The organism is Acinetobacter sp. BMW17, from assembly GCF_001592855.1.
GTDB lineage: Bacteria > Pseudomonadota > Gammaproteobacteria > Pseudomonadales > Moraxellaceae > Acinetobacter > Acinetobacter johnsonii.
The window spans coordinates 46,490-62,355 of the sequence record NZ_LSOD01000008.1 but is presented as its reverse complement, the minus strand read 5'-3'; the positions used below and the strand labels follow the sequence as shown (position 1 = coordinate 62,355).

Below are 15,866 nucleotides of genomic sequence, written 5' to 3'. Positions count from 1 at the left end.
TCCTTATTTTAAGCAGTCCGATAAAAACTGTAATGCCATCGGTATTTTGTCTGCGAAATCTTCCATCGCATGATTGCCTTGCGTTTCCGAGATCACAAGCGCTGCGCCATTATAATAGCGCTGTGCTTCACGATAATCCAAAACTTCATCGCCTTGTTGCAATAACACTAAAATTTTGTCTGCATCTTGCACAAATGGCAGCTCAATCTGCTCTAAATAGTCCAATTGCGCATCATCGAGCGTCCAATGTTCATTGACTCTATAGGGCAGTTGCGTCGCACCAAATAGATCTCGGAACAAATGCCATGGTTGCATAGCTGGATTGATCAGCACAGCCGGCACTGCCAACTTCGCGACCAGTTGTGTCGCATAAAAACCACCTAAACTGCTGCCCACCAGTACCACCTGATCCAGCTCCTGAATCAAGGCGGCCAATTTTTCTAGGGCCAAATGTGGCGGCATGTTCAAGTCTGGCAAATGCACGTACCACTGTGGACGAGATTCGCAATAGCGTTTCAGCAATTGACCTTTAATCGATAAAGAACTGCTTTGAAAGCCATGTAAATAAATAATATTCATGCTGTACATTTACTCTTCTACATCATTTTTATTGAACTCAAAAGAGATGGCTTCAGCCGACTGTATTATTTTGTATGGATATAAAAATTGTCAGACAAAAAAATAAGGTCATCTGTGTATTCATCGCTATTGTAAAAGTTGTTCGAGATGAATTAGATAAGCTAGAGTGCTAAGAATTTATACCGTGATCGTTGAAAAAAATAAAGTCCCTTTGGACACAGAAACACAAGGGTAGAAAAAATGCCAAGTTTAACGCCTCTGCACGAGACCTATTGTAAATGGGATCGTACTCCTCCCAGCCAAGCCGACCTGCTTGAAGGGATTGCTCAGTTGGTGACAACCCGCTTAGGCGATGTCGTCCACGATTTAATTCAGGCCATTCAGCGTGAAATTTTAATCAGTTTATTTGGGATGAATGAAACCAGTTCCAAGAAGTTTTTGTCGACACGGTCGATTGAAAAAATTTACCAGTTTTCCTTCAATACCTTGCAAAACTACGGTAGCTATTTATTGGCGCCAAGTTTGCGTCATATCATTGAAAAATTTCCAAATTTGCATCGCAAACCCTTAACTCCAACCATGCATTATTTAGTCGGTGCAATCAATGGTGTTTTGGGCGACTATTTACTGAAATATCATAACCCTGTGGCGCTACCGATGGTGTTTTATGATCATTACGGTGCTATCCAGCAAGGCGAGTTGTCTGGTCGCGTGGTGATTATGGTCCATGGTCTATGCATGAACCATTTGTACTGGAGCACGGCGCGTTATGGCGGTATAGGGGAAAAGCTGCTGGCACAACGTGCGCAAAATACCATGCTATATCTCAACTACAACACGGGTCGTCGTATTTCAGCCAATGGGCGTAGCTTTGCCAACTCATTACAAGACTTACTCAACCGCAACCCACGGATTAGCTCGATTGATCTCATTGGGCACAGTATGGGTGGACTGGTTTCACGTAGTGCGCTGTTCTATGGCAAACAAAATATGCAAAGCTGGATTCATGTGGTGGAAAACATGGTCTGTATCGGTTCTCCTCATCATGGTGCGGCTTTAGAACGTTTTGGCTTTCATTTACAAGACAAACTGGGACGTTTCCCTTTTGTCAAAATTATTGGGCATATCGTCAACATTCGCAGCAACGGTATTTTAGACTTACGGCATGGCAGTGTGCGGGATGATGACTGGGAACATAATGAAGCGCGTATTGGTCATGTTGATGACAACCGAAAACCAGCCCCCTTACCCTCCCATATCAATACCTTCTTGGTGGCAGGTACCATTGAGTTTGAACATCGCAAATATCGTGCGCTCAATGTGATCGGGGATTATTTGGTCAGTGTGAAAAGTGCCTTAGGCGAGCATATGAATCCGCGCTTTCAACTAAAAGTCCCCGATTCACATAAAGCCATTTTCTACGGCTTAAACCATTTTGAGCTACACACCCATGCCAGTGTTGCCGAACAAATCGTCAATTGGTTCTATCCAAATCCAACTGAAACGGAATATGGTCAAGTGCATGAATACATGATCGGGTTGGATGACTTAGAAGGCATTGCACTCACCTAAACCACTGATACATCGAATAAAACAGCCAACATGACGTTGGCTTTTTTATCTTTATTATTTTTTCTTCGCATGGCTTGGATATTTACGCAACAGTTGCCACAGGCTAATCAACGCCAGTGCCACAAAAAACACCAAAGACCACACAGGTAAAGACTGACCTAAGAACGTCCAATCTACCAGTGCACATTCACCTGAACCTGTTAAGACTTGCTCAAACACAGCACGCAGCGGCAACGTGTCTAACCAATAATCCAAGCCTGGGCCACAGCTCGGCACTTGATCAGGCGGTAAGCTCTGTAACCAAACGTGACGTGCTGCCACACCGGCCGACCATAAGATCGAGAGGCTGCCTAAAAATGCATAAAAGCGTTTAAAACCATTCGATGCGGGGTTATGCAAAAAGGCAATCAGCGAAATAATCCCCAGTCCAATCAGTCCCACACGTTGGAACACACAGAGTGGACATGGGTTTAACTGTAGCGGGCCATGCTCTAAATATAAGGCAAAGGCCATCCCAATGATACTGGCTAAAACCAAAACACCACTCACGAAGCGATAACTCCATTGCATGGTCAATCCTCTTAATTTTTTATCTAAATTGTGCAAGATACTGCTCAAAACTCAGTTGACTGTCTTGCTCTAATTGCTGTTGTTGTTGCAGTGATTGCGTAGCTAAATCGTCAAAATAAGCCCATGTCTCTGCACTCAACTGATGACGCTCATAACTTGATGCATGTTGTGCGGCCATTTGGCTACCAAAGCCCCATGTCCCACCCGCTTCCAGAGTATCTTCGATCATCTGCGCCGACAAAGTATCATCAACTTCAGCGACTCTCTGTTGCATGACTGTCATCGCTTTGCTATAGAGTGTGGTGTCATAGCACTGATCTAACAACACAACCAGTTCTTGCATAGCCTCTAAATGAGACTGACTCCATGCTTCAATCGGGAACGATTGCTCACCCACAGCAATTGCAGCATTCGGTGCGCGACCACGATTGACCACTTCCGCTTGGTTTTTCTCGATTTGATCTTGCTCTTCAGCTAATAAATCTGGGCTATCCAGCAGCAAGCAATACAGCGCCAACACCTCTAAGAAACCTGCGGTATCTTCATTGATCCCAATTGGGCTATACGGGTTCACATCCACCGCACGCAGTTCTACATAACCGACACCACGATTGCTCAGCGCTTGTGATGGCGTTTCACCTGCTTGCGGTACTTGCTTTGGACGCACCAAACTGTAGTACTCATTTTCAATTTGCAGGACATGATCATTAATTTGAATCGGTTCGCCCTGCGCATCGTTGAGGCCTAAGCGACTAAACGGCGCATAAGCCGTTTTGACTGCTTTTTGTAGGCCTTCGAGATAACCGTCGATATTGTTGTAATGAATCCCGAGCTGCTTTTGTGCTGAGTTTTGATAACCAAAACGTCCCATTCGCAAAGCAGTTGCATACGGTAAATACAAGGTCCCGCGCAGCAATGGCAACAGATGATGTTCACGCCCTGTCATAAAACACTGGCAGACCGATGGACTTGCCCCGACCAAGAACATGACCAACGGTGTAAGGCGAATAAAGTTGCGGATCAAACCAAAATAGCGGTGACTACGATAGTCTTGTGCAGATAAAGCTTTTAGTGCCTCATCTGTTTCGTGTTGTTGTAATTGTTCAAACAGTTGATCAGGAAAAGACAAGTTATAGTGTAAACCTGAAATGGTTTGCATACGACGACCATAACGTACCCCTAAACCATGGCGGTACAAGGTCTTGAACTTCCCAATATTTGAGCTGCCATATTGGGCTAAACGGATTTTATCGTCATTGTCATCCAACATACATGGCATCGACAGCGGCCAGAGCTTTTCACCATGTTCCAAATGACGATGCGCCACGCTATGAATGTCTTTTAAATAATGCAACGCCTCGGTAATGCTAGGCTGGGGCGGTGTAATAAATTCTAATAAAGCTTCCGAATAATCCGTCGTGATATGTGGATGAGTCAGCGCAGAACCCAAAGCTTGAGGGTGGTCGGCTTGTGATAAAAAACCATCACTTTGCATGCGCAGACTTTCACGCTCAATCCCGCGTAACATCCCTTGCAAAAGTGATGAATTGACCCAAGTCGGTAACACAGCTGTAGATTTAGATGCGGGTTGACCCATTACAATCTCACTTTTTGGAAGAAACAATTACAACGACGAATAAAATAAAATCATCAGTTTATATCAGTATAACGTGATTTTAATTCGGCACATTACACCCAGTCCTATTTTCAAGTAAACCATCTGTTCTATTTTTTCGGAAAATATTTATCACAAAGTTACGCTATTAGACATGTCAAAAGTGTGATTGTATTGAAGAATAAATGCTAAAGAATTGTAAACTTTATGAATTATCAAGAAATTTTAGATTTTTGGTTCGATCCCAAAAACCAAAGCTGGTGGTTTAGCCAAAATGATGCGTTCGATGCACTCATCGAAGAAAAATTTAAGACAATTCATCAACAAGCGGCGCATGCTGAGCTATGGTCTTGGCGCAGTAGTGCTGAAGGGCGTTTGGCTGAAATTATTGTGCTCGACCAACTGTCGAGAAACCTGTATCGCAACAGTTCTTCGGCCTTTGCTCAGGACGCTTTGGCCTTGGCTTTGGCACAAGAAGCCATCACGCTAAAACTGGATGCAGCACTGCCACCCATACAACGTAGTTTTTTATATATGCCCTTTATGCATAGTGAATCGAAACTTATTCATCAATATGCTTTAAAATTATTCGAAGACTTAGGCAATCCGATTAACCTCGATTTTGAACAGCGTCACAAAGTGATTATCGATCGTTTTGGACGCTATCCGCATCGGAACCAAGTCCTTGGCCGCAACTCAAGCCAAGAAGAACTGGATTTTTTGACTCAGCCCAACAGCCATTTTTAACTGTTCGGCTTCTCCCTCTGTGCTAAGGAGTCTATCTCATGAAGAAAATTTTAATCGCCTGTGCACTGGCGACGGGTCTGAGTTTAGTCGGCTGTGCCTCTACCCCCTCAAAGCCCTTAACCTTCGACCAGTTAGGTCGGTTTAGTAATACGCCATTAAACACCTCGACTTATCGTATCAGTTTCCAAGCTCGTCCAAATATGAGCTATGGCACGGCTGAAGAAATTACGCTGGTCAAAGCTGCGCAAACCACAGTGCAAAATGGTTATCGCTTCTTTAAAGTACTGAATGACCCGAGCAACCAGAACCAACCACCAAGGCAGGCCGTGGTGTATTCAAACCCAATGCCTTACTACCCATATGGTTATTATTCTCGCCATCCAGCCTTTTGGCCTGACCCGTTCTACGATGTACCACGTGTAGTTGACATTGACCCCGTGCAAGTGTCATACAGCATTCAATGCTTTAAAGACCAAAAATCGGCACCAAGCGATGCCTTTGATGCCACGCTGATTTTAAAATCGCTGGGTGGAAAATACGGTTTGAGTCCAACTGGTGAAGTGCTCCCACCGCCTGAACCCAGCAGTCCAGCGTCGACCAGCAAATAAAGCATAGAGCCTGCCTATGAATGAACCTCAAGCCGTCCCATCGAGTCTGAAACGCAGTAAACGCTTTGCCACCATTGCCTTGATCACGGCAGTGGTGACATGGCTGCTGCTGATGGTCGTTGCCAAGTTTGTCCCCACAGACAAAGTCTGGATCATTCATATTTTAATGTTATCCGCAGAAGCAGGTGTGGTCGGTGGCTTGGCTGACTGGTATGCCATTACTGTGCTGTTCCGTAATCCCTTTGGAAAAATGCCGATTCCAAAGTTTTTACGCGATCACACCGAAATTATTCCTCGTAACAAAGACCGTATTGCAGAGTCTATGGGCCGCTTTGTACAAGAGAATTTTCTTTCTCCACAAGTGGTGGAAAAAAGCCTGCAAAGTACCGACCTGTCTTTGGCGGTTGGCCAATGGCTCGCCAACCCACAAAACAATCTGCAAGTCACCCAAGTCATTCAACAAACGGTGCCTAAAGTCTTTGAGTTTGTGGGCCAAGAACAAATCGGGCGCTTTATTCAAAGTAACAGCGTGCAGTGGGTGCGTAACACTCAGGTCAATCATTTGGCCAGTGAAATGCTGCGTGCAGTGCTAGAAAATGATTTCCATCAAGATGTATTACAACGCGGACTCGACTTGGCGCATGACTGGATGACCCAACATCCTGAACAAAGTCGTGAGTTGACCCGAACCTTGTTCAAAGAACTCGGGGTTTGGAAACTGGCCAAAGGGGCCAGTTGGATTGGTATCGATGTGCAGCAAAGAACCATCGACTCACTCATTCAACGAGTCGAGTCGATGTTGGCCGATCCTGAGCATCCGTGGCGTCAAAAGATTGAAGCGATAGGGCATACGCTCATGCTCGAACTAGCAGACACAGAGAGTAAAGCCAGCCAGCGTTTAAACCAAACCAAAGATGCCCTGCTAGATAGCCCACAAGTGCTGAATTTTATTAGCGGTGCAGTGGTCATTTTATGTGATGCCATTAAGCAAGACTTACAAAAACCAGACTCTGGCATTGCTCAGAACATCCGTGTATCCATTCAACAAATTGGGGAAAACATCATCTCCAATCAAGCCGTCAGAGATTTGCTCAATCAACGCCTCAGCGGCATTGCGGTCAATCTCAGCGACCAATACAGCGAAAAAGTCATTCGTTTTATCAGCGAACGTATTCACGAATGGGACTCCAGTGTGATGATTGACAAGATCGAAAATGAAGTCGGTGGCGACTTGCATATGATTCGGGTCAATGGTGTGGTAGTCGGTGCATTTATTGGCTTAGCACTGGGGATTATTCGCGCGGCAGTGGAACTGCTCTTATAAAAGCAATCCATAAAAATGCATGCTTTACCCCTGTCCTACATACAAAATTTGCATAAGTAAAAGGGGATGAATATGCTATTTTGGGCTGATATTTAGACACTTTTAAGCATTCATGATTCAGTTGCCTTCATCTAAACTGCCTGCACAAGGCGTCACTATTTTCAGCACCATGAGTGCCATGGCACAGCGCTTAAATGCCCTAAATCTATCCCAAGGTTTTCCAGACTTCGAAGCCCCCGCTGAACTGCTGGATGCTTTAGCACAGGCCACTCAAAGTGGTTTCAATCAGTATGCTCCAGGCGACGGGGTCTGGTTATTACGCGAGCAACTGGCGCAGCAATTTGCACAACGCGATCAGATTCAGCTCGACCCGATGACTGAAATTACCATCACTCCGGGCGCAACCATTGGCCTTTTTGCCACCATTCAAGCTGTGGTTCATGCGGGCGATGAAGTCATCATTTTTGACCCCAGTTATGACAGCTATGCGCCAAGTGTGGCTTTGGTCGGGGGTAAGGCCATTCATATTGCGCTCCAAGCACCGCATTTTTCGGTCGATTGGGAGCAGGTCAAATCAGCCATCACTGCCAAAACCAAACTGATCATTATCAACACGCCACACAATCCGAGTGGTGCTATCTGGAGCAAACAAGATTGGCTCACCCTGATTGAACTGATTCGCGACACCAATATTTTAGTCCTGTCCGATGAAGTCTATGAACATCTGGTATTTGATGGTCAACGCCACTATTCGGCGCTGTCTTTTCCTGAACTGCGTGAGCGCAGTGTAGTGGTGGGGTCCTTTGGCAAAACCTTTCATGTGACCGGTTGGAAAACCGGCTACTGCGTTGCTACACCTACGCTGATGCAACTGTTCCGTCAGGTCTATCAGTTTGCCAACTTCTGCGGAGTCACCCCAGTACAACTGGCGTTAGCCAATTATATGCAGCAACATCCTGAGCATATTCAAAACTTAGCGGGCTTTTATCAAGCAAAACGCGATCGTTTTATTGAGGGTTTAACTGGATCACACTTTCAATGGCTGCCTTCGCAAGGCACTTACTTTCAAAATGTCGACTACAGCCACATTCGTCCCGATTTAAACGATGTTGAATTTTGCCGCTTTCTGGCAGAGCAGCATGGCATTGTTGGCATTCCTGTTTCGGTGTTTTATCAGCAGGCACCAGAGGCTTTGCGCATGATTCGTTTTTGCTTTGCCAAGACCGATCAAACCTTGGCTCAGGCAGCTGAAATTTTGCAAAGCGTTTAAACCTTTTTCAGCTTTGCTTTTGTACAAAAACAGGCTTCGCTTACTGAAATACATCGGCTTTTCAGCACCGAACTATGCTAGGGTAAGCCTTAGAAATGTAATAAAAATAACCTCAGGATGACTTATGTCAGCACACGCCCCATTGGTGCAACAGCAAAAGCTATGGAAAGCCTTTTTTATTTTCCTGATGCCTTTGATTGCCACCAATATTCTGCAAAATCTGTCGGGTACAATTAATACCATCTTTGTCGGACAGATGATGGGGGTGCAGGCGATTGCAGCGGTTGCAGTGTTCTTCCCCATCCTATTTTGCTTAATGGCCTTCGTAATTGGACTATCCGCGGGTTCTACCGTCTTGGTTGGTCAAGCATGGGGCGCACAAAATATTGAAAAAGTCCGTGCGGTAGTCGGCTCCACTATTTTTATGACCCTCATTGGTGGCAGCTTTATTGCATTTTTAGGGGTGATTTTTGCGCGACCAATTTTATCGGCTTTGGGTATCGATGAAGATGTCATGCATCTCTCGCTACCTTATGTGCAATGGATGTTGGCAGGTAGCCCCCTCCTGTTTGTATATATTATTTATACCTCAATTTTACGCGGTGTCGGAGATAGCACGACGCCTCTGATTGCCTCTGGCATGACCATCTTGATTGGGCTTTGTGTCACACCCGTTCTGATTGCGGGTTATTTTGGCTTTCCCAAACTGGGGATTGTTGCGCCTGCCATTGCGACCATTTTAGGTTTTGTTTCCGTGTTGACCTTTTTGTATTTCTATTTGAACTATAAACAGCACCCACTCAGGCTTGATGCACAACTGCTACGTCATATTCGCTTTGACCGTCAGTTGAGTAAAATCATTCTCCGCTTAGGAATTCCAACAGGCATTCAAATGATCACCACCTCCGTCGCAGGCCTTGTGATTGTAGGTCTAGTCAACCGCCATGGGGCCGGTGCGACCGCAGCTTATGGCGCGGTCAATCAGGTTCTGAATTATATTCAATTCCCGGCCCTGTCGATTGCCATTGCTGCATCGATTTTTGGTGCACAAGCCATTGGCGCAGGCAAATCCGAGTTATTGGCCAAAGTCACGCGTACGGCACTCGGCATGAATATCATCATTACAGGCTCCTTGGTGGTCTTGGCTTATCTTTTCTCCAAATACCTCATGGCACTCTTTATCACGGACCATGCGGTGGTCGAGCTGGGGCAACAGCTGTTGTTCATTGTGCTGTGGTCCATTTTATTCTTTGGTGCAAGTGCCATTTTTGCCTCTATTATGCGGGCCAGCGGTACGGTCACCATGCCCATGGTGATCAATATCGTTGCGATTATTGCGATTGAAGTGCCCTGTGCCTACTTATTTAGTGAATGGTGGGGACTGCAAGGGATTTGGTATGCTTATGCGCTGGCCTTTGTCAGCTTATGCATCATGCAAGGACTTTATTATCAATTTGTTTGGAAGAAAAAGACCATTGAAACGCTCATTTAAAGCTAAATAGATATTTGATAGAAGACGTTTTTGATCACAACACTTTTTAACATAAGCATAAAAAACCCGCCAATGCGGGTTTTTTTACATCACGACATTAAGACTTTCTTTGGCTTAATTTGGTCGCAAAAGCAGTCACTTTTTGGTAGCCCGTCGGTAAGATACGCTGAATCAAATCTAGCGTTTTCGCATCATTACCAATCAATAAACGACGCTTGTCTTTTTGTACCGCCTCTAAAATTTGACGTGCCGCTTCTTCGGGTGGGCAACGTAATAATTTATTAAAGGTCTGTGCAGACTTCTCAGGGTTCATCCCGATGCTACGCAAGCTGTCATTCACTTTGGCAGTATTGGCAATATTGGTTCGAATCCCACCCGGATGCACGCACAACGTGCTCACACCAGAGTTTTCCATATCTAACTCTTGGCGTAATGACTCCGTAAAGCCTCGCACCGCAAATTTAGTAGCATTGTAAGCAGATTGAGTCGGTTGAGCCGTTAGACCAAATAAGCTGGAAATATTGATGATATGCCCATCGCCTGTTTTTTTAATATAAGGCAAAAACTCTTTGGTGCCATAGACCACACCCCAGAAATTAATCCCCACGATCCATTCCAGCTCTTCATAGGATGCACCTTCTACGGTTGAACCCAAAGCAACGCCGGCATTATTAAAAATCATATTCACAGAACCATGATTTTGTACGGTTTCTTCAGCCCACGCTTGCATCGCTAAGCGGTCTGAGACGTCTAATTTTTTCGTGGTGACACGTACATTGGTGCCTTGTAGCAGTTCAACTGTTTTCGCCAACCCTTGTTCATTGACATCACTCAATGATACATGACAGCCCGCCTTGGCCAATAAAAGTGCCAATTGTTGTCCAATACCCGATCCTGCACCTGTAATTGCCGCAACTTTATTTTTAAAATTCTTCATGAGATTGTGGTTGTCCTTTATCTTTGTACATCGACTGTAGATGCTTTTTTTATAATTGACAATATCAATTGTCATAAATTTAATAGCCAAAAGTGTCAAGTCCATGAAAACCAGCTAGAGATTAGAGCCTACGCATAGGTAGAGTCGTGGTTTATTGCTAAACTATGCAAAACCTTGGCTTTCAAATAGGGCGATGAAATCTGATGACGGCATCTGAACCAGTACAAAAAAACAGCGACAACAATAAAATTAAAGAAAGACAATTCAAAGGCTTATCGCTTTCTGAACGTAAACAGCTGCGTCGTGAAAAACTGATTGAAGCAGGCATTGAAGCCTACGGCACTCACGGCTTTTTTGCCGTGACGGTGAAAGATATTTGTAATGAAGCCAAACTTACTGAACGTTATTTTTATGAGTCGTTTAAAAAAAGTGAGCAACTATTTCAAACCATTTTTTTAAAGCTGATCGATGAGTTACAGCACAATGTTATGCAAGCCATCATGCAAGCCTCTTCAGATCCACACAAAATGATTGATGCTGGTCTGCGTGCCCTGCTCACCACCTTAAAAGATAATCCCCGCATGGCGCGTATTATTTATATCGATGCAATGTTGGTGCAAGAATTACATAACCAAGCCACCATTCATGAAACCATGACCCGTTTTGACCGAATGATTCAAGCCTTTGTGATGCTAATGATGCCGCAAATTAACCGGTCCGAACGAGAAATTTCGCTGGTCGCCACTGGTCTCAATGGCTATGTCACACAAATTGCGATCCGTTGGGTGGTCAGTGGATTTAAACAATCCTTTGAAGAAGTTTTATCCTCCAGCCGTATTGTGTTTATTTCACTTCTAGAAACTTTTTCAGACCCGAATACACGGGCAAAATTGGATGTCTAAGACTTTTCATTTGGATGCAATCGGCATTTCCGAATGCAATTTAGGTTAAACTTCCATTAATTTTGAATCCCAATATGACGATTTTTTGTCACATTTTTTTGCAAATTTCATCAATCGTCTGTTTTTTGCAATGATACTGTCATAATTAATCTTTGTAATAAGCCTGTCATAAAATTAAAACGGCCTGCCGTTACCTACAATAGGATATTGCGTTGTGAAAGATGACTACATTTTAATCGTCGATGATGAACTTCCCATTCGAGAAATGATTCACACCTCGTTGGATATGGCAGGCTTTCAATGCTTACAAGCAGAAGATGCAAAACAAGCCCACCAAATGATTGTGGATCAGCGCCCTGCTTTGATCTTGCTCGACTGGATGATGCCTGGTGGCGTCAGTGGCGTAGACTTATGTCGCCGTCTCAAGCGCGATGAAAATCTCTCTGAAATTCCAGTCATTATGCTCACGGCACGTGGTGAAGAAGACCATAAAGTGCAAGGTCTGGACGCTGGTGCAGATGACTACATGACTAAACCGTTTTCGACCCGTGAATTGGTTTCACGGATTAAAGCAGTTTTACGCCGCGCTAACGCGCTCAGTGGTGAAAAATCGATTGATGCCAATGGCTTAATCTTAGACCCTGTCAGCCAACGGGTCAGCTTTGGCAATAATTTCCTCGACATGGGACCAACCGAGTATCGTTTACTGGCCTTCTTCATGACTCATCCTGAGCGTGCCTACACCCGTGCACAACTTCTTGACCAAGTCTGGGGCGGAAACGTGTATATTGAAGACCGTACCATCGACGTGCATATTCGCCGCTTACGTAAAGTGCTTGAGCCTTATGCGGCAGATCGCTTTGTGCAAACAGTTCGGGGTACAGGCTATCGATTCTCTACACGTGCGGATATCGCCCTAGGTTAATTTTGTTTTATGTATGAACCCTACCCGGTCCCTGAACTTGCACGCGAGCATAAAAAAACGCGATACAGCAGTTTATGGGGCTTTGCCAAACAGGACTTACGTCTCCTTGCCTTTTTCTTGCTGATTGCAAGCTTGATTGGCTTTGGCGTCGGTTATTTTTGGACGTGTATTTCCTTTGCTTTTGCCGTTTTTTTTATTCTGCAAATGCGCTCTTTGTATTTAGTCAATGACTGGATTTCCAATCGTCCCTACGAAGTTCCACCCAACCTTGGGGGCATTTGGGGGGCATTATTGTTCAATGTCTATCGTGCACAGCGCCAAGAACGTATTGTACAAGCGGAAATGGTCGGGTTGATTGATCGGGCGCAGTCATCCTTGGTCGCTTTGCAAGAAGCAGTGGTGCTGATCGATGACATGCAACAAATTGAATGGTGGAACCCTGCTGCAGAACGGTTATTAGGCATCGAACAAAATGACCGTGGCCGTAATATTTTGACTTTATTACGCCAACCGAGTTTTGTGGATTATTACAATAATATTGATGCTGCACCAGATGGCTTAAAAATGAAGTCATCCAGTTTTGATGAACATTATGTTCAAGTCAAAATGACTCGATTTGGTGGTGAAAGTCGCTTACTAGTCGCCTATGACGTGACCCGCATGCACAATCTCGAACAAATGCGTAAAGACTTTGTCGATAACATTTCACATGAACTACGCACACCACTCACAGTACTCAGTGGTTATATTGAGACCTTTACCGACCAAGAAGACCTCAACCCACGTTGGAAGCGGGCCTTTGACCAAATGCAGGCACAAGCCAAACGCATGAATGCCTTGGTGAATGATTTGTTGTTACTGTCACGCCTAGAAAATGACAAGCAAATTGCTAAAAATCAAATCATTGACATGCCTAGCTTAATGAACCAACTTTATGACGATGCACATGCCTATAATATTGATTATGGGCATACGCTCAATCTCGATATCGACAGTCACTGTGACTTAATCGGTTCAGATATGGAGTTGGCCAGCGCTTTTAGTAATCTGATTACCAATGCCATCAAATACACGCCGAAAGGCGGAACGGTGACCATGGGTTGGCATGACAATGGTGAACAGGCTTATTTTACTGTGGAAGATACTGGTATCGGCATTGATCCTAAGCACCTGCCCCGTTTAACCGAACGCTTCTACCGTGTTGACAGCGCGCGCAGTCGACAAACGGGTGGCACAGGCTTAGGACTCGCAATTGTGAAACATGTGTTAATGCAACACCAAGCTCATTTAGAAATTGAATCCAAAGAAAATCAAGGCTCTATTTTTAAAGTGATTTTCCCCAAAGAACGCACCTATAATCCTGAATAAGGCTCTTTCTTCAAAAGCATGAAAAAAGCACCGATATCGGTGCTTTTTTTGTCTCTCACCGTCCGTTTAACAAGGACGGTGACCGAGAGCTGAAACGATTAAACTGTATGTCCCATCGCTTCACCCATCACCACAGTCGAGTTGGCTTTAAAGGCTGCATCCCACGTCATTTTGTCTTTTTCAAACAGTACCACAGCGGTTGAGCCTAAGTAAAAGCGACCCAGTTCAGCGCCTTTGTCCAAGAACAAGTTATGCTGATTTAATTCTAAACGGCCAGTCGGCTTCACTTTTCCTGTTGCAACCGTTTCAATCCCCGCCACAATCATGGCGCCAACGAGAACTACGGCCATACGGCCGATTTCTGTATCAAATAAACAGACCATACGTTCATTGCGGGCAAACAAGCCTGGAATGTTTTCAGCAGTGGTTTGATTGACCGAGAATAATTCACCCGGCACATATAAGGTTTCAGTCAATGTACCTGCAAATGGCATATGCACACGGTGATAATCTTTAGGCGATAAATACACTGTTGCAAACTGACCATTTTTAAAAGGTTCAGCCAACTGTGGATCTGCAATTAAATTATCAACGGTGAATTTTTGTCCTTTGGCTTGAAAAATATCACCTTCCACAATTGGACCCAACTGTGAAATCGCACCATCCGCAGGCGATACAATACTGGTCGCATCGGTATCAATATCACGTACACCCTCTTTTAATGCACGGGTAAAGAATTCATTAAAGGACTTAAACTTCAGTGCATTGCTCTGCTCAGCAATCGACATATCAATGCCGTACTGCGCTTTAAACGCAGTGATGACCGCATTTTTCACAATCGGATTTTCGCTGGCTGCGACTCTACCCACGACACGTGATAACTGATGTTGGGGTACAACACGTTGAGCTTGAATGAAAATTTGTTTTTTTAAGCGTGATGTGAGGCTCAAGACGGCATCTCTCCGGTAATGATAGGACTGTCGAGGCGGTTGCCCCATTCACTCCACGCACCGTCATACGCCTGAATATTCCAACCCAATAAACGACCTAAAATATAAGCCAGTCCTGAGCGGTGATGTGACTGACAGTACACCACCACAGGTTCATTTAAGTTAAAACCCAATTGTTCTAAGCGTTGCTGCGTGCGTTCTAAAGGGTGCAATCTTAAATGATTTTCACGGTTAAGGGCAGTACTCCATTCAAAATGTAGTGCATTTGGAATGTGACCGCCGCGTCGCGCTGCAAGACGTAGACCCGTATATTCGTCTTCTGTTCGGCAGTCCCAGAGTTGGACTTGGCTGCTTTGAACTTTCTCTAATAACTCAGCATATTCAATTCGATACTGCTGTATTTTGGCTTGATCGACCTGTACCAAAGCACGGACAGGTTCAAACTGCTCCACTTCAGAAGTGGTTGGAAGTCCTGCTGCAAGCCATGCATGAATTCCACCATTCAGCAGACTGGTATTTTCAAAACCTAAGCAGTGTAAATTCCAAATCAAACGCCCCGCCCAAGCGCCACCTTCATCATCGTAAACCACCACATGATGCTCGGGTGAAATATTCAAATAACGAATCAGCTCTTGTAAACCTTCTACATCAGGAAGTAGACCGGTGGCTTGTTCATCTTGGCGCACCAAAAATTTTGGCTTTAAATGTAAAGCATGAGGAATATGCAATTGGTCATAGACTGAAGCTCGACTTAAATCGACGATGCGTAATTTGTCATTCCCTAAATGCGGAACCAACTGCTCTGCGTCTATCAACAAGCCAAAATCAAAGGCAGAATGTGTCATATTATTTCGTATGTTTTCAGATTATGCTTTGATCTTAGCACAACTCATTTTTACAATTATTCTGATTTTTTGCATTCTTTTAGCAGAATTATAGATATCACTATTCATCAGTTTTTTAATACAACCATGCCAGAACGGATTCTGGCATTGCCTATATTTTGG

15 protein-coding genes are annotated in these 15,866 nt (G+C 44.5%); 9 read left to right on the top strand and 6 right to left on the bottom strand.

Annotated features, from left to right (window positions below; translation table 11 throughout):
- Positions 1-3: 3 nt before the first annotated feature.
- Entirely contained in the window at positions 4-579 is a 576-nt protein-coding gene (locus AXW61_RS02050; protein WP_062031883.1) for a YqiA/YcfP family alpha/beta fold hydrolase, read from the bottom strand.
- 240 nt (positions 580-819) lie between these two features.
- On the opposite strand from AXW61_RS02050, the gene AXW61_RS02045 reads away from it, so the two are divergent.
- Positions 820-2,151, top strand: a complete 1,332-nt coding sequence (locus AXW61_RS02045) for a hypothetical protein (protein ID WP_062031880.1) — start codon at positions 820-822, stop codon at positions 2,149-2,151.
- A 54-nt stretch (positions 2,152-2,205) separates the two neighbouring features.
- Here the strand turns inward: AXW61_RS02045 and AXW61_RS02040 are convergent, their stop codons facing one another.
- Positions 2,206-2,721, bottom strand: a complete 516-nt coding sequence (locus AXW61_RS02040; protein ID WP_058870537.1) for a disulfide bond formation protein B — start codon at positions 2,719-2,721, stop codon at positions 2,206-2,208.
- Between the two features lie 19 nt (positions 2,722-2,740).
- Positions 2,741-4,318 (bottom strand): glutamate--cysteine ligase, encoded by a 1,578-nt coding sequence (gene gshA / locus AXW61_RS02035; RefSeq protein ID WP_062031877.1) that lies wholly within the window; start codon positions 4,316-4,318, stop codon positions 2,741-2,743.
- A 225-nt stretch (positions 4,319-4,543) separates the two neighbouring features.
- On the opposite strand from gshA, the gene AXW61_RS02030 reads away from it, so the two are divergent.
- The 5 genes from AXW61_RS02030 to AXW61_RS02010 all read left to right on the top strand — a co-directional run bounded on the left by AXW61_RS02030 (position 4,544) and on the right by AXW61_RS02010 (position 9,777).
- Positions 4,544-5,083: a DUF924 family protein gene (locus tag AXW61_RS02030; RefSeq protein WP_062031874.1), complete on the top strand. Its 540-nt coding sequence runs from the start codon at positions 4,544-4,546 to the stop codon at positions 5,081-5,083.
- A 38-nt stretch (positions 5,084-5,121) separates the two neighbouring features.
- Positions 5,122-5,691 carry a hypothetical protein gene (locus AXW61_RS02025; RefSeq protein ID WP_058951504.1) on the top strand — a complete coding sequence of 190 codons (570 nt, stop codon included), beginning with the start codon at positions 5,122-5,124 and terminating at the stop codon, positions 5,689-5,691.
- Positions 5,692-5,707: 16 nt separating this feature from the next.
- Complete coding sequence (locus AXW61_RS02020) at positions 5,708-7,015, top strand: DUF445 domain-containing protein (protein ID WP_062031872.1); 1,308 nt, start codon at positions 5,708-5,710, stop codon at positions 7,013-7,015.
- 112 nt (positions 7,016-7,127) lie between these two features.
- A complete protein-coding gene (locus tag AXW61_RS02015; protein ID WP_062031868.1) occupies positions 7,128-8,285 on the top strand; it encodes a methionine aminotransferase in 1,158 nt (385 codons plus the stop codon).
- A gap of 124 nt (positions 8,286-8,409) precedes the next feature.
- Entirely contained in the window at positions 8,410-9,777 is a 1,368-nt protein-coding gene (locus tag AXW61_RS02010; protein ID WP_062031865.1) for an MATE family efflux transporter, read from the top strand.
- 97 nt (positions 9,778-9,874) lie between these two features.
- On the opposite strand, the gene AXW61_RS02005 is transcribed toward AXW61_RS02010, so the two are convergent.
- A complete protein-coding gene (locus AXW61_RS02005) occupies positions 9,875-10,714 on the bottom strand; it encodes an SDR family NAD(P)-dependent oxidoreductase (RefSeq protein ID WP_062031862.1) in 840 nt (279 codons plus the stop codon).
- Positions 10,715-10,917: 203 nt separating this feature from the next.
- On the opposite strand from AXW61_RS02005, the gene AXW61_RS02000 reads away from it, so the two are divergent.
- The 3 genes from AXW61_RS02000 (at position 10,918) to phoR (ending at position 13,909) form a co-directional block, all read left to right on the top strand.
- Positions 10,918-11,616, top strand: coding sequence for a TetR family transcriptional regulator (locus AXW61_RS02000; protein ID WP_062031860.1), 699 nt, complete (start codon positions 10,918-10,920; stop codon positions 11,614-11,616).
- Between the two features lie 214 nt (positions 11,617-11,830).
- Positions 11,831-12,541, top strand: coding sequence for a phosphate regulon transcriptional regulator PhoB (phoB, locus tag AXW61_RS01995; RefSeq protein WP_004691794.1), 711 nt, complete (start codon positions 11,831-11,833; stop codon positions 12,539-12,541).
- Between the two features lie 9 nt (positions 12,542-12,550).
- Positions 12,551-13,909 (top strand): phosphate regulon sensor histidine kinase PhoR, encoded by a 1,359-nt coding sequence (gene phoR / locus AXW61_RS01990; RefSeq protein WP_004691795.1) that lies wholly within the window; start codon positions 12,551-12,553, stop codon positions 13,907-13,909.
- 98 nt (positions 13,910-14,007) lie between these two features.
- Here phoR and asd read toward each other — a convergent pair whose 3' ends face one another.
- On the bottom strand, positions 14,008-14,859 hold the full coding sequence (gene asd, locus AXW61_RS01985) for an archaetidylserine decarboxylase (RefSeq protein ID WP_062031857.1): 852 nt from the start codon (positions 14,857-14,859) through the stop codon (positions 14,008-14,010).
- Entirely contained in the window at positions 14,856-15,704 is an 849-nt protein-coding gene (locus AXW61_RS01980; RefSeq protein ID WP_062031854.1) for a sulfurtransferase, read from the bottom strand. Before AXW61_RS01980 ends, asd begins: the two co-directional genes overlap by 4 nt.
- Between the last annotated feature and the right edge of the window lie 162 nt (positions 15,705-15,866).

What these genes read in the sequence shown, in the direction of transcription:
- AXW61_RS02010 (WP_062031865.1), top strand. Translation starts at nt 8,410, where the DNA reads ATGTCAGCACACGCCCCATTGGTGCAACAGCAAAAGCTATGGAAAGCC.
- AXW61_RS02005 (WP_062031862.1), bottom strand. Translation starts at nt 10,714, where the DNA reads ATGAAGAATTTTAAAAATAAAGTTGCGGCAATTACAGGTGCAGGATCG.
- AXW61_RS02030 (WP_062031874.1), top strand. Translation starts at nt 4,544, where the DNA reads ATGAATTATCAAGAAATTTTAGATTTTTGGTTCGATCCCAAAAACCAA.
- AXW61_RS02040 (WP_058870537.1), bottom strand. Translation starts at nt 2,721, where the DNA reads ATGCAATGGAGTTATCGCTTCGTGAGTGGTGTTTTGGTTTTAGCCAGT.
- AXW61_RS02015 (WP_062031868.1), top strand. Translation starts at nt 7,128, where the DNA reads ATGATTCAGTTGCCTTCATCTAAACTGCCTGCACAAGGCGTCACTATT.
- AXW61_RS02020 (WP_062031872.1), top strand. Translation starts at nt 5,708, where the DNA reads ATGAATGAACCTCAAGCCGTCCCATCGAGTCTGAAACGCAGTAAACGC.
- AXW61_RS02000 (WP_062031860.1), top strand. Translation starts at nt 10,918, where the DNA reads ATGACGGCATCTGAACCAGTACAAAAAAACAGCGACAACAATAAAATT.
- phoR (WP_004691795.1), top strand. Translation starts at nt 12,551, where the DNA reads ATGTATGAACCCTACCCGGTCCCTGAACTTGCACGCGAGCATAAAAAA.
- AXW61_RS02050 (WP_062031883.1), bottom strand. Translation starts at nt 579, where the DNA reads ATGAATATTATTTATTTACATGGCTTTCAAAGCAGTTCTTTATCGATT.
- AXW61_RS02025 (WP_058951504.1), top strand. Translation starts at nt 5,122, where the DNA reads ATGAAGAAAATTTTAATCGCCTGTGCACTGGCGACGGGTCTGAGTTTA.
- gshA (WP_062031877.1), bottom strand. Translation starts at nt 4,318, where the DNA reads ATGGGTCAACCCGCATCTAAATCTACAGCTGTGTTACCGACTTGGGTC.
- AXW61_RS01980 (WP_062031854.1), bottom strand. Translation starts at nt 15,704, where the DNA reads ATGACACATTCTGCCTTTGATTTTGGCTTGTTGATAGACGCAGAGCAG.
- AXW61_RS02045 (WP_062031880.1), top strand. Translation starts at nt 820, where the DNA reads ATGCCAAGTTTAACGCCTCTGCACGAGACCTATTGTAAATGGGATCGT.